This window comes from Flagellimonas abyssi (assembly GCF_019457905.1).
GTDB lineage: Bacteria > Bacteroidota > Bacteroidia > Flavobacteriales > Flavobacteriaceae > Flagellimonas > Flagellimonas abyssi.
The window spans coordinates 1-12,050 of record NZ_JAHZSV010000037.1 but is presented as its reverse complement, the minus strand read 5'-3'; the positions used below and the strand labels follow the sequence as shown (position 1 = coordinate 12,050).

Annotated in this window: 14 protein-coding genes and 1 tRNA gene; 5 read left to right on the top strand and 10 right to left on the bottom strand. The window is 35.5% G+C overall.

What is annotated here, in order from left to right:
- The first annotated feature begins 89 nt into the window (after positions 1-89).
- Positions 90-162, top strand: a tRNA-Met gene (locus K1F36_RS17645).
- A 182-nt stretch (positions 163-344) separates the two neighbouring features.
- On the opposite strand, the gene K1F36_RS17640 is transcribed toward K1F36_RS17645, so the two are convergent.
- The 10 genes from K1F36_RS17640 to K1F36_RS17595 form a co-directional block, all read right to left on the bottom strand.
- The gene (locus K1F36_RS17640; protein ID WP_220114956.1) at positions 345-854 is read right to left on the bottom strand and encodes a hypothetical protein; all 510 of its coding nucleotides are present in this window, start codon (positions 852-854) and stop codon (positions 345-347) included.
- Positions 855-999: 145 nt separating this feature from the next.
- Positions 1,000-1,605, bottom strand: a complete 606-nt coding sequence (locus K1F36_RS17635) for a hypothetical protein (protein WP_220114955.1) — start codon at positions 1,603-1,605, stop codon at positions 1,000-1,002.
- Between the two features lie 120 nt (positions 1,606-1,725).
- Positions 1,726-1,929 carry a hypothetical protein gene (locus tag K1F36_RS17630; protein ID WP_220114954.1) on the bottom strand — a complete coding sequence of 68 codons (204 nt, stop codon included), beginning with the start codon at positions 1,927-1,929 and terminating at the stop codon, positions 1,726-1,728.
- Positions 1,930-1,999: 70 nt separating this feature from the next.
- Entirely contained in the window at positions 2,000-3,694 is a 1,695-nt protein-coding gene (locus tag K1F36_RS17625) for an AIPR family protein (RefSeq protein WP_220114953.1), read from the bottom strand.
- A 100-nt stretch (positions 3,695-3,794) separates the two neighbouring features.
- Positions 3,795-4,673 carry a HEPN domain-containing protein gene (locus K1F36_RS20335; protein WP_220114952.1) on the bottom strand — a complete coding sequence of 293 codons (879 nt, stop codon included), beginning with the start codon at positions 4,671-4,673 and terminating at the stop codon, positions 3,795-3,797.
- A 588-nt stretch (positions 4,674-5,261) separates the two neighbouring features.
- On the bottom strand, positions 5,262-6,113 hold the full coding sequence (locus K1F36_RS17615) for a hypothetical protein (RefSeq protein WP_220114951.1): 852 nt from the start codon (positions 6,111-6,113) through the stop codon (positions 5,262-5,264).
- Positions 6,088-7,092, bottom strand: a complete 1,005-nt coding sequence (locus K1F36_RS17610; RefSeq protein ID WP_220114950.1) for a type IV toxin-antitoxin system AbiEi family antitoxin — start codon at positions 7,090-7,092, stop codon at positions 6,088-6,090. The genes K1F36_RS17615 and K1F36_RS17610 overlap by 26 nt, the downstream gene beginning before the upstream one ends.
- A gap of 638 nt (positions 7,093-7,730) precedes the next feature.
- Entirely contained in the window at positions 7,731-8,078 is a 348-nt protein-coding gene (locus K1F36_RS17605; protein ID WP_220114949.1) for a hypothetical protein, read from the bottom strand.
- 30 nt (positions 8,079-8,108) lie between these two features.
- A complete protein-coding gene (locus K1F36_RS17600) occupies positions 8,109-8,456 on the bottom strand; it encodes a hypothetical protein (protein WP_220114948.1) in 348 nt (115 codons plus the stop codon).
- Positions 8,457-8,466: 10 nt separating this feature from the next.
- Complete coding sequence (locus K1F36_RS17595; protein WP_220114947.1) at positions 8,467-9,678, bottom strand: HEPN domain-containing protein; 1,212 nt, start codon at positions 9,676-9,678, stop codon at positions 8,467-8,469.
- A gap of 144 nt (positions 9,679-9,822) precedes the next feature.
- Between K1F36_RS17595 and K1F36_RS17590 the strand changes: the two genes are divergently transcribed.
- The 4 genes from K1F36_RS17590 to K1F36_RS17575 all read left to right on the top strand — a co-directional run bounded on the left by K1F36_RS17590 (position 9,823) and on the right by K1F36_RS17575 (position 11,989).
- Positions 9,823-10,209, top strand: coding sequence for a helix-turn-helix domain-containing protein (locus K1F36_RS17590; RefSeq protein ID WP_220114946.1), 387 nt, complete (start codon positions 9,823-9,825; stop codon positions 10,207-10,209).
- A gap of 354 nt (positions 10,210-10,563) precedes the next feature.
- Positions 10,564-11,136 (top strand): DUF3885 domain-containing protein, encoded by a 573-nt coding sequence (locus K1F36_RS17585; RefSeq protein WP_220114945.1) that lies wholly within the window; start codon positions 10,564-10,566, stop codon positions 11,134-11,136.
- A 45-nt stretch (positions 11,137-11,181) separates the two neighbouring features.
- On the top strand, positions 11,182-11,664 hold the full coding sequence (locus K1F36_RS17580) for a hypothetical protein (protein ID WP_220114944.1): 483 nt from the start codon (positions 11,182-11,184) through the stop codon (positions 11,662-11,664).
- 19 nt (positions 11,665-11,683) lie between these two features.
- On the top strand, positions 11,684-11,989 hold the full coding sequence (locus K1F36_RS17575; protein WP_220114943.1) for a hypothetical protein: 306 nt from the start codon (positions 11,684-11,686) through the stop codon (positions 11,987-11,989).
- Positions 11,990-12,050 lie beyond the last annotated feature (61 nt).

Here is a 12,050-nt window from a genome sequence, read left to right as displayed (position 1 = left end):
TTTTGAGCGGGATAGACGTTAAGTAAAAAGGAATATTAGGTTTAAGTTTGGAAATGATAAAAAAAGGGTTGTATATTTGCCGTCCACATCGCGGGGTAGAGCAGTAGGTAGCTCGTCGGGCTCATAACCCGAAGGTCGCTGGTTCGAGTCCAGTCCCCGCTACTAGAGCAGGAAAGGCCTCCGAGAAATCGGGGGCCTTTCTTTTTTGCCATGGGTACAGAATAGGTACAGAATCCAAACTTTTTTATTTTGGCACAAAAAATTTAACGTTTTTTTGGTGCAATATGCATTTCTAAGGAAGAAATTAAATACAAACCCTGGTTGTTAGCAAACGTTTTAAAGTGTTATAATTCATTTTTCACCAAAATGATATTCTCGTTTTTCTTGGTAACTGTAATATATTCAAAAAGCTCTTTGATGTCCATATATTCTGGAAATGCTCGCAATTCTCCTAAACTAAATTTAAAATGATATCTTCTTGTGGTTTGCATGCATATAGTGTTGGTTTTGAATACTATATTTTCAATGCCTAATTCGCTATAGATATCATATCCTCCATTGTTTTCTAAAATTGAAATCATCTCTTTTAATTGATCAAATGAAGATAGCATGGCAAATTTCTGCATTTTCTCAGGAGCATACTTTTCTTCACCACAATCCTTTGCCGTAATAATAAATAAATCATTCTGTTCGATTTCATAGCGTATATTTTTTGCGGAATTATTGTTTAAGGCATTCACAAATAGTTGTCTTTTTGCATAATTTGAAATTGTCCCGTCATTGTTTAAATAATCTTGTTGTGAGAATGATTGAAAAAAGGCAAATAACAAGGTAATTATTAAGGAATATTTCATGAGTTTAAATGTTTGCTAACGTTTATTATTTGAAAAGTAAGCGATTTTGAAGTACTAAACTCTCAGTTAAGCACAAAGTTTGAGATGATCCAACCTCTTTGATTTTAATACTAATTCGCCTATTTTTTAGCATTGTTTCGCCCTATTATTCTTTGTTACTAATTCGACTATAAACACATTCATTATATTTAGAAATCCAATTAGCTAGTACCCTATTGAAAATTCTGAAAATTTCTTCAGTATCATTTGGAATGCTTTTTAAGTCTCTTCCAATTACTATAAATAATCCATCTGGATGTTCATCATCACATACAATCGGTATTGTTGAAGATAGTAAATGAAAATCCTCTTCTTCTATTTGAAATTTTCCTTTTTCAAAGCGATTATTGTTTAAGGAAAGCCTAAGAATATTCTGTATTTCCTGTTTTTCAGATTTTAAATCATTTCTTTCTAAAAGGTCTTGATCCAGACTTTCCCGGATATTTAGGTCATCTTTTAAAACAAAGATGCCAGTATTATACTCAATTTCATCTTGTTCGGGAGTTTCACTAGCAATATCTTTTAAGTAGGTCGCAATTGTATATTTTGAATCAAAGCTTTCTAAAACAAGATGAAGATTGTTTATCAATGGACTCAACAAATTAAAAATTCCATCTTCAATATCCTTTTCACACATTCGATTTGTAATCACCTCTTCCGATGCGTAATATGGGTCAGCCTGATTGGTTAATTTACAAGTTTGGTCATTCAATCCAACTAGGGTAGAAGCAATAGCATCATTTATTAATGATTTTCGAGCAAAACTTTTCGAAATATTTTCTTTGTTAATCTCATTCTCTAAATTCTCAATTAAAAGTTTTGGAAAGTTTTTCTAATTAACATATTTGAGGATATTAAGTGCTGCAAAAACTACTATAGAAAAAATTAAAATTCCGAACCACAACGAATCAACCGCCTTTACTTGACTTGAAGCTATAGCCATAACTGCACCAATAATTACTTCAAAAACAATAACATAAGGTCCAATCTTAATTATTGTGTCAGTCCATTTTTTTAAAGCTTCTAGATTTTTCATTATAAGTATTTAATTGGGCATAACGGCCAGGCCAAAAAGTGATTCTGTCCTGAAGGGCTGTTATGATTTTTTAGTTATTGGCGGCAGTTATTTTTTCTTTCATTAGTTCCTTTAGTTCAGTTATCAGCTCTTTCCCTTTAGCTACTGCATTTGTACCACCGAGTGAGTCATAAAGAACATTGACTTCATCAATAGCATTTATCCAATCTTGGTCAGTAAGAGCTGACAAATCAAGTTCTTCTATTTCCTTTGGAGTAGGGGATTCATTATTAAGAGCTAAACAAGTAATGTATAGGGCGACATGGTATTTCATATCCCCCAATTGAGACGTTGAGAATGAGTTTGGATGAGTTTTCAATCTTGTTTCAGTTTCCTTTTGGATTTTAATGCAATTTGCATAAAGCTTGATAGGGTATGCATCAGTGAATACGCGCTTATAGTCGTTGTCATTCTTAAGAAGTGAGGAAGGTCTTGCTCGAGCATAATCGGGCTCCTGTAAAACAATGGCCATTATTGCTTGGCCCAAATAAGAGATACTTACTATGCTGTTGATAGGTTTTCCATTGTTCTTGTAGTAGTTCTTCCTTCTGTCGTAGAAAAAACCTTCTGTTAATAGATAATCTTCCAAATCGCGATGAATAGATTCAGTAGCTCTAAGTGATGCCAAGGGAACTTTTGTCTGGCTATTTGTAGCTCGGATGACTTTCAATCTGCTTCTTTCAGATTTAGTTGTGATTACTCTAATGAGCACATTTCTTGAATCCTCTGATTCCGGATGTGTTCGAAAAAAATTAAAGATTTCGAAAGAGGTTTGGAGTCCATTAACTATTTGTGGGTCTTCAATTGTTAAAGTTTTTCCAGATAGAGAGGCTTTACTTACAGTTATTGTTATTCCATTATTGAGCCACCAAAAGTCTTCATCTCCTGGGTTCTCTAAGGTTTCTTTGATACCCTTATTTACCTCAACAGTTCCCTGATAATCTCTCACATTAGCATCAAAAAAATACTTTAAAATTCGCTTATCTTCACTTGTGATGAAATCAAAATATGATTTGATTGATGCAATTGCAATATATCCTTCATCCGTCGTAGAAATTGGATTGTCATTCAAAGAAAGTTGTTTAACTCTGGTTTGTTCCTTTCTTGAAATCTCCAATAGTTTCTGAGCAGTAATGAATTCGAAACTAAACTTAGAATCGGAATACAATTCTTTAAAGGTATTTTCTAAAAAATCGACTTTCCTCGTAGTGTTAGGGTGAATCTCAATTCCTTTTGAGCAATAGTTGTATTGTATGCTCAAGTCAGGAAATTTACTTATGATTTTTTTATACTGTTCTCTAAATATTTTTACATTTCGAATAAGTTGCTCGTTGTAGACTGACCTCAAGGCATCTATGTCTTTTGAAAGGTCGAACAAATCGTTAGCAGACGAAGTACATTTTTCTATTGCTGTCTCTGTAAAACTATTAGTGAATTTGGATTGAACTACTATTAATTCTAACAGAGCATTCTTTTTTGCATCAACAATATCATCCACGCTTTGAATCAATTCCCCGTTGAGAAAAGTATATATTCCATCAATTCCTCCATCTCCACCACCTTCCGTAATTCCCTTCTCAATTTCTTCATAATTCAAATCGTAATCCTTTAATATCTGCTCGGTTGCATATATATGAAAGAAGTCATTAATACTAATTTGAGGGTATAGTTCTTCTTTCTTTTGTTCAACTAATGTTTGGACTATTATCTGGTGATTTGTTGCCATTTAGTCTTCCTATTTTGTCTTTTCGCCATTTACCGCCAACGGTCTGTGTATGGTGGGTATCCCGCAGGGTATCCATTATAGGACACCTTGTTAGGTTCTTTTATTTAAATATTGCATTTTCAAAATCCGAAGATTTTATCATTTTATTGTTTTCAATCATATACATTACTAACTCAGAAAGTAACTTGAAAGATTCAACCAATGATTTATCAATTTCAGATTCCTTTAAATTCGAACCATGAATCACTTTAGAGCGTAATCCATATAGTTTTTTTATGTCCTTAAATTTTTTAATTCGTTCGTCTCCTCTTTCGCATAAAAGAGATGCAATACTTAATGATAATCTATAACTGATTTCAATTGAAACGTCCACTATACTTTCAATTGCTGCCCATAAAATTGCAATTGCACTCTTAACATCAACACAATATCTCCATGAGTTGATTACTTCCAAAGAGTATCTGAATTTTTCATTTTCAAAAGCCAATGTATTAGCATTTTCATAATAGTCTTTTATCCATTTGATATCGACACTTTCAACTTTTAATTCACTCAAGGCTCCAATTCTGAGCATTTTTATATGATAATCACAAAGATTAGCTTTTACGTCATTTACATTCTTTAAATCATTCCACGATTGATTCAACAATGCAATGGAATTAATGTTTGTTTTCTTTCTAAGAACAAGTAGTGTGTTTAAGAGCCAAGCTCTGTTTAGAATATCATATCCAAATGTAGATTTGTTTTCAGAACTTATAATTTCAAAGTTGTTTTTCATATAACAAAACGGCTCTATCAAAGACCACTGGCTAAAACCTTTGGCCCCTAAACCTGCTAATTCAAAAACGGACAATTCTTTTACTTTCCTAACTTTTAAATATGGTAGTATTTCAATTTCATCATCTTCGAACGTAATTCCGTTACCTAAGATATAATATGTTCCTTTTGTAATGAATTCCAATGTATTTCTTAATTGCACCTAACTTGATTATACCCCCTACTTTTAAAGGTATATAGCTGGCTATACCCAAGTTTTGTAATTTTTGGTTCAGTATAGTTTTCTACAAGTTCTCTTTAGGTTTTGGGGGAGGTAAGCTAAATGTAAGAATTTTCAATAGATTAAGAAATCTGAAATTCCGTAAAGAGTTAAAATAATTTCATCATTTTAAGGATCATGACAAAAAATACACTTAGATTCCAGATTTGAATAACATTGTATTTTCATTAGCAGGGCTAAGTGGGTATGGTAAAGCAAGAGGGCAACACGGCAGGCCGGTGTTGCGCAGAATGATTTTCAAACAACCTGCTGTAAAACAGAGGTTTATTATTCAAAAGGTTTTTGAAAAAGTGCTCCTAGCGATTGAAATTTGCGGCAAATGCTATTACAAACCCTATAAACAGGCGCAGATTTGCGGCAAATCCATAAAATGAACTTAATTCTTTAAAAAGGATTTGATAAGTACTCAAAATCGGGGAAAGAAAAGCCCTAATAAGATATACTCCATATTGTAGAGGTCAATTCCCTTATTAATAAAGAAGTGTCAGGCATAATGATACTTTCAAGACATTAATTTTCAGTGACACCTAATTTCAGAGACCTTATTATATCCTTTGCATGATTCATACTACAATCCAAGGCCTTGACCAAAGCTATGGAAAGCGGACTTGATGGATTCTGTATCTCTTGATTCAATAAGTTATTTATTTTCACTTCCAATGCTGCATCAAGAACCAAAATACGTTTCATTTTTCGCCCCATTATTCTTGCTCCAACAAGTCGGGTGTCGAAATTTTCCATTTCGAACAAATCGGAATGTTCCGCATTCTCCCTAAATATTTCTGGTTCATACAGTGCCCAAGCAATGCGTAAAATATTAGCGGTATCCCCCAAGTCTTTTTCCCTATCCCCTGGTTTTTCGGACCAAGCAATCAGTTTTAGAATAACCAGACCATGGGCCGGGGTAACAGGCAATGCAATACCATAAGGATGATCAAAACTTTCAATCTCCTTAGATACTTGCGTCAATCCAACAGCTGAAAGCTCAAGGTTCCCTTCTGCAAATCGGACCATTCTTTCCTCTTCAATACCACCAAAAGGCAATAGATCAATTGTAGTTTTGGATTCAGCATGGAACAAACTATAAGGCATATTTCCTTGGGATTTTTCAAAACCATGCTTTTTCAATTCTTCCTTGACGGCATCAAATTGTTCATGGTTGGGTACCATAACAGCAAAATCAATATCCGCAGTAGCCCGCTTCGGCTTTTCCCCTACCTTATAAAAGGCAACATCGCGTGCGTTTGCTCCAATAAGGTAATAGTCTATTCCATTTGCCCTAAATACGGTGTCTAGTATTTTGTATACCTCACCATGGTGGGCAAAGGAATATTCTTTAAAGCTTTGGTTTGATATGCTCATTAAATATCTTTTGTGCTATTTCCAAATTCCTTGGTTCACCGGAATAAATTAATTCGGCATAAACCAAAACTGGGGGTACAACATTTATATCATTTAAATAGTTTGCCACGTTATCCATTTGGTTGGTTTGTAACCAAAAGGGTTTGTATAATTTGATATTCCCATTTTGATTTGGAACAAGCTTTAAGGTTTGCATTATGTCCTTATTACTTTCAAAGGTGGTGAACATGCTGAATTTTTCTGGAAAAAAATTATTCGTAAGCAGAGCCGCAGCTGGTTCTCCACTCCAAAATATCTGGGGACGTAAATATTTTTTTTTCCACTCATCTTTCATACCCACCGAAAAAGAAAATGTGCCGAGGTAGTATTTGGGCAATATCTTTTCGTTGACCAACGGAATCCATCGATCTAAAAGTTCTTCATACTCCAAAAGTTGGTATTTATCTTTGCCATCTTGGGAAACTAGATACCCATACTCAGAGAGCCCCTGTATAATCTTACTGACGCTACCCAAGGATATCATGCTATTATCCGCCAAATACCGTTGTGTTTCATTGACCAGTTGTGGGTCTTGTAGAAATTGAAATATTAATTGTCCCCCTGCTTGGGTAAATATCTTGGAAGAAGGTTTCACATAGGGCGATGCATTATTGTTTTCCAAATACACCTTTAGCGGAGATAGGTTCAAATAGGCATTACCATAACTGTCTAAATAATTGAACTTATATTCACGTAACATTTCCTTGGCCTTTGGTGTTAAATAGTTGGCCACAACGAGAATCGGAAGTTCTTTTTTTTCTCTCAGTATGGCGGGAATATTATGCTGACGAATTTCATTTCTAAAATACACCGAAACTTTATGCCCGTCAATTGAATAAACCGGTAATTCTGAAGTCTGTTGAGCATTCAAAAATTTGGCCTCGATTTCAATATCAAGGGCCTCCAAAAACTTCATGAATGTTATAAAATCAAATGACATGTTCACTTTTTTTATTTGTTCATGAAACATGAACACTCAAATATAATGAACAAAATTAAAACATTCATCCGTGAAAGAAAAATAATAGCTGTTTATATTACCAATCATCCCATATTTATACTGAAAGGCCAGTACACACCTATCACCATTTTCGGTTAAATGGAGGCTTTCATTTTGTCCCGCGAGCGGGCCGAAAAATGTAAAGCAAGAGGATAGCACGCTAGCGCGGTGCTATTGATTCATTTTCCTTCGGAAAAGACCATTTTTAGGGTGTTTTTCAAAAATACTGAACAATGGCATTTAAAGCATTTTTGACTAAAAAAGGCCTTCAGCCCTGTAAAACCAATGGATTTTTGACTAAAAAACGATTTTTTGAAATCTCGTTGAATTGAAAAAGTAGACCATTATTTGAATAATCAATTTTATAAATTGATTTTCGTTTTTGATGAAAAAATGCTCTCAACCCAATAAAATCAATGAATTTTTTATGAAAAAATGTTTGTTTAAGGCTTTGATCTAATGTTATTATGAAGCAATTCTTTTGACTGCCTGAGCTTTCTGTGTAGATGTCATTTTTAGTGTAAAAATCATAAAGCCCTCTGCTTATTTCAAGAAAAAACCTTTTTACCACTCCTTAATCATTCCTCCCCTTTAGCTTTCTTTTCTTCCCGATAAAATAGGTTCAAATAGTCCATCAATGCCTCTTCCCCGACAGGCATCAAGCGGTTGGCTATGGTCAATGCTTGATGAATGAATTCCTCTTCGTTCCTGTCCATTACATCGTAAGAGCCAACCTCGGGATTTATTGTCCTCATAGAAAGGTATAACAGTGCACGAACGGTCAACAATAGATCAGCATGGCCGTCAACATAGAAAAATGTGGGTTGGAACTTGTCCTTGAACCAAGGATGGGGAACCAAGGTAGGGGAATGGTCGTTCGAGTGGTGTCTCAAATCCTTTAGGAGCTTTTCTTCGTTTGTATTCATGATGTATTTTATTTGACTTGATTGATAGGGTTACCTTTTTTCTAGTTTCGATAGTATTTCATCCAGTTTGTCCAAATAATACATTTGGCTATCGGGAAGGATTCTCAATACCAGTTCCAACACATGGATTACACTGTCCGCTTTTGATGCATTTTGGTTGGCCGGAAACAACATCATCCCATCCCCATCAAGCGCAAACACACAAACCTCCAAAAGACTAATGATCTGTGTCAAAAGGTGGTTGTTGTCCCTGACCTCGAAAGTCACATAATTTCCATTGGGGTCGATGGCCTTTTTGTTTCCCAATAGTCCAGAAAGATTGTTCCTGAGCTGTTGTATCTCTTCCAAGGTCTTTAACCTTTGTTGCTTTGATTTCATGTGTATGGATTTATTGGGTTGTGGTTGTATTTTGTTCCGAAAGCAGTTTTCTGACTTTGTCCAAGAAAGCCATTTCATCATGGGGTATCAGATCAAGTATATATCCGAGAACCCCGCTAATATTGCTGTGAGGTTGGGGAACGGAACGTGTCGAGAAATTTTCGTTTTCCAAAGCAGTGATACAGACCTTAATAAGGTCGGAGATTATAAATGAAGTTTCTCCATATCCCTCGGTTATTAGGTCGATGCTGTACAGGCCCTTTTCAGGAATATAGGGCTTCAGCGCAAAGAAGTGTTCCTTTTCCAGTTCCTTCAATTGGTCAACTAATGATGCCTCATTATTGTTCCCTACTTCCTCGGCTACTTTCGGGAATGCTTTCTCAAAATCCTTTTCGATTCCTTCGATATGCTCTTTACACTGGTCAAGGTGCCTATTGAAAATGCTTTCAACCTCTTGGATGAATTCCTTCATCTGTGATTGGATGGTCTTGGTCTCTACCTTTGTAATCTCAAACTCATTGCCATAACGGGCTACACTGTAGGCATGTTCCAAAAGGAGCAACAGTTCATTGTTCTTGATATCGGAAGATTCCAAAAAAGGTTGCAGGGTGGGAAAGAACTGTTTGCAATAGTTGATATGGCTGATGATACTGTGTGTAACCATACTTCTCCCTATGCACATCTGTTCGATGAACCGGAACGAAAGTTCAAAGGCCTGGTGCATGTTGAAAGCGGCAATGGAGTAGTCCCCTTCCTTAATCAAAATGTTCGCAGTATTGGCAAAGGTATTTACTTTTGCCAATTCCGATTTATGATACCGAGTGGCCCTCTTCATTAAGGTCTCGTATGCCATTGTTGAATAGTCCATGATGTTCTCCCCCTCCGGATGGGCGAAGACGGTCTTCCCAAGACAACAATGTTCCAAAAAATAGAGTGATCCTCTTTCAAGACCTGTTTCGGATTGGTTTTCAGTGTAGACCCTAATCCTGAAGTAAGGATACTTCTTTCCTTTCTTTGCAACCAGTGATCGGATCTCATTGGGCAAGGGGTCATTGTTGACATCCACAAAAAGGGTAAGGAAAAAATATTCGGTGTTTCCCTCGATTTGTTTCTTAGATAGAAAGGCCCTGTCGATGGTTATGATGTTAAGAATGCTGTCGAGCAATTCGGACAGCTCTTCGGCTCTTTCAAAGTTTTCCGGTATGTTTGTGCCATGTGTCATAGGATTGTGTTTTAAAAGGTTCGAGAATCATTGACCATATTAAGGCCACATTCCCAAGTACCCCACTATGGGCACTTGTATTTTATTGAACCAGTTTTGTATTTTACAATCGGATTATTGTGGGAAACACCCTATATTTGAGATATGGAGACAAAGACCAAGAACAATCATATAGGCAGAAAGATCAGTAGGATCAGGGAACTTCGTGGTATGAAGCAGGAAACACTTGCTGATCAATTGGGTATAAGTCAACAGGCCATTTCGAACATTGAAAATAGTGAAAAGGTGGATGACATCAAGTTGGAGGAGATTGCTTCTATTCTAGGAGTAACAAAAGAAGGTATTGAGAATTTCTCTGAAGAAGCTGTATTTAATATAATCAACAATACTTTTAAGGACAACAGTTCCAATAACAACAATTATCTCTGCACTATCAATCCAATTGAGAAAATAATCGAACTTTATGAGCGTCTTGTCCAAGCTGAAAAGGAAAAGGTAGCCTCCTTGGAGAAACAGTTAAATAAAGACTGATATTGCCTCGCTCAGTAAATTAGTTTGGCAAGATTTGGGGCTTGCAGCACTTCGCTTTGCTTCGTTCGCTCTTATTCCGACTTCCATTTCAAGACCAGTGTTTTTAAGGTACCGCTTTATTGAAATTTCACTCTAAAACAAGTTCACTTATTCTAAATAGTTTACTTTTTCGGTACACTTAATTGGTTTCCCAATTAGACCCTTTATTACCCCTATTTTGAAGTTAAATTTATATGGCCCGATTGACTGTTTTACTCCCCTTTCACCGAAAACTCGATTTTTTATTAATGGGAATTTCCTACATTTAAAGAAAGTTCAAATAAGCGATTAATCCAGAAGAGCTACCCTTTATAGATGACAGAAAACGAATTCATACACTATTGGAATAAGGAGTATCCAGAATCGTTACCAATCAACCACGAATTAAAATGGAACTATCCTGACAGGTGGTTAAGAGTTCATAGCCTTCCTGAATCAAAAAGGTATGCAGACTCTATGGAGGAATATAAAATTCTACTGGACCGACAAAATCAATTGATTAACGACCTGATTGGAGAAAAATCAGATGTTTTTATTTCATTCGGACTCTACACGAGCGACCAACCTAAGGACAACAACGAAGAACTGACTGAATTTGGAGGATTTCTTAAAGTTTGGACTATTGACTTACATAAGGAAAGACCAGAAGAATATGAAGACGAAATGTATTTTGACATTTACGTAAAATGGGAAAATGGAAACAGAGATGAAATTCTTACGGCAATTGCAGATGATGAGATAAGAGCAATGTTTGTCAGTCCGTCAAAGAAATGTGTCATTGCACCCTATGATGGTGGGGTTGATTTGATTGTTGATTCGATGGAGAAAAGAGATAGCCTAAGGGACAAATACAAAGATTGGCTTTCAGAGAGGGAAGATGGATTGTAAATGAAACCAAACTAAAGTTCAAATAAACGATTCAGTTAAACTCCAATGAACGAAAACGAAGATTACTTTAGGATTTCCAAAAATGGAAGCGTTCATACCCTGAGTGACCGAATCCCATTCAGATGGAAAGAACTGATAATTTGGACTTCGGCTTCGTTCTTTATTTTGATTTATTTTTTAGGATTATTGGTTGGAATTTGGGTGGCCATTCTGACCTTAATGGGTTATACATTTTATCGATTCGCAGCTAGTATATATTACTCTGTGTTGGAAATAGATGAGCAAAGTGGAAAAATGACTCGGAAGATGAAATTTCTTGACAGAGTTCAAAAGGAGGAATTGATAACAGACAAGTTTGACCCTAACCGATTTGAATTTTCTGAATTATCAAGAAGTGGGAAATCGAAGTTCTTAATGAATTATAGAACACATAAAAATAATGAGCTGTTAGTGTTGAAAAACAGGACAGATAAAGAATTAATGGAAAAATATATTTATGACAATTTCGATTTTGGAAGAAATGTTTAAACAAAAGTTCAAATAAACGATGACCTTCAAAGAGGATATTCAACAAAGAATAAAACTTGATTTCAAAGATTTGGCTAGTAATGCAAATGAACTACTTAGCAAAGCCATTTCAGAGACAGATTATCTAAAAAATGATAGGGTAATTCGATGTATAGTATTTTTAGCTAAGGGTGATTTAAACAAGCTTGAAAAATACCTTAGAACTGCAATAATTGATACAAGAGATGTAATGTTTTTGGCAGAATATGAAGAGAAAGACAAAGAATTTAAGGCTAAACGGATTCGTAATTTCAATAAGACATTCGATAAATGTCAATTGAATTAATCACCTTAAAAGTTCAAATATGGATGAGCCGGGTAAACTGAGCCACCCGCGCCGGATGAAA

Bases quoted from the DNA above. Each gene is read 5' to 3' on its own strand.
- K1F36_RS17575 (WP_220114943.1), top strand. From the start codon at position 11,684: ATGACCTTCAAAGAGGATATTCAACAAAGAATAAAACTTGATTTCAAA.
- K1F36_RS17630 (WP_220114954.1), bottom strand. From the start codon at position 1,929: ATGAAAAATCTAGAAGCTTTAAAAAAATGGACTGACACAATAATTAAG.
- K1F36_RS17610 (WP_220114950.1), bottom strand. From the start codon at position 7,092: ATGTCATTTGATTTTATAACATTCATGAAGTTTTTGGAGGCCCTTGAT.
- K1F36_RS17580 (WP_220114944.1), top strand. From the start codon at position 11,182: ATGAACGAAAACGAAGATTACTTTAGGATTTCCAAAAATGGAAGCGTT.
- K1F36_RS17605 (WP_220114949.1), bottom strand. From the start codon at position 8,078: ATGAATACAAACGAAGAAAAGCTCCTAAAGGATTTGAGACACCACTCG.
- K1F36_RS17590 (WP_220114946.1), top strand. From the start codon at position 9,823: ATGGAGACAAAGACCAAGAACAATCATATAGGCAGAAAGATCAGTAGG.
- K1F36_RS17625 (WP_220114953.1), bottom strand. From the start codon at position 3,694: ATGGCAACAAATCACCAGATAATAGTCCAAACATTAGTTGAACAAAAG.
- K1F36_RS17585 (WP_220114945.1), top strand. From the start codon at position 10,564: ATGACAGAAAACGAATTCATACACTATTGGAATAAGGAGTATCCAGAA.
- K1F36_RS17615 (WP_220114951.1), bottom strand. From the start codon at position 6,113: ATGAGCATATCAAACCAAAGCTTTAAAGAATATTCCTTTGCCCACCAT.
- K1F36_RS17640 (WP_220114956.1), bottom strand. From the start codon at position 854: ATGAAATATTCCTTAATAATTACCTTGTTATTTGCCTTTTTTCAATCA.
- K1F36_RS17600 (WP_220114948.1), bottom strand. From the start codon at position 8,456: ATGAAATCAAAGCAACAAAGGTTAAAGACCTTGGAAGAGATACAACAG.
- K1F36_RS17595 (WP_220114947.1), bottom strand. From the start codon at position 9,678: ATGACACATGGCACAAACATACCGGAAAACTTTGAAAGAGCCGAAGAG.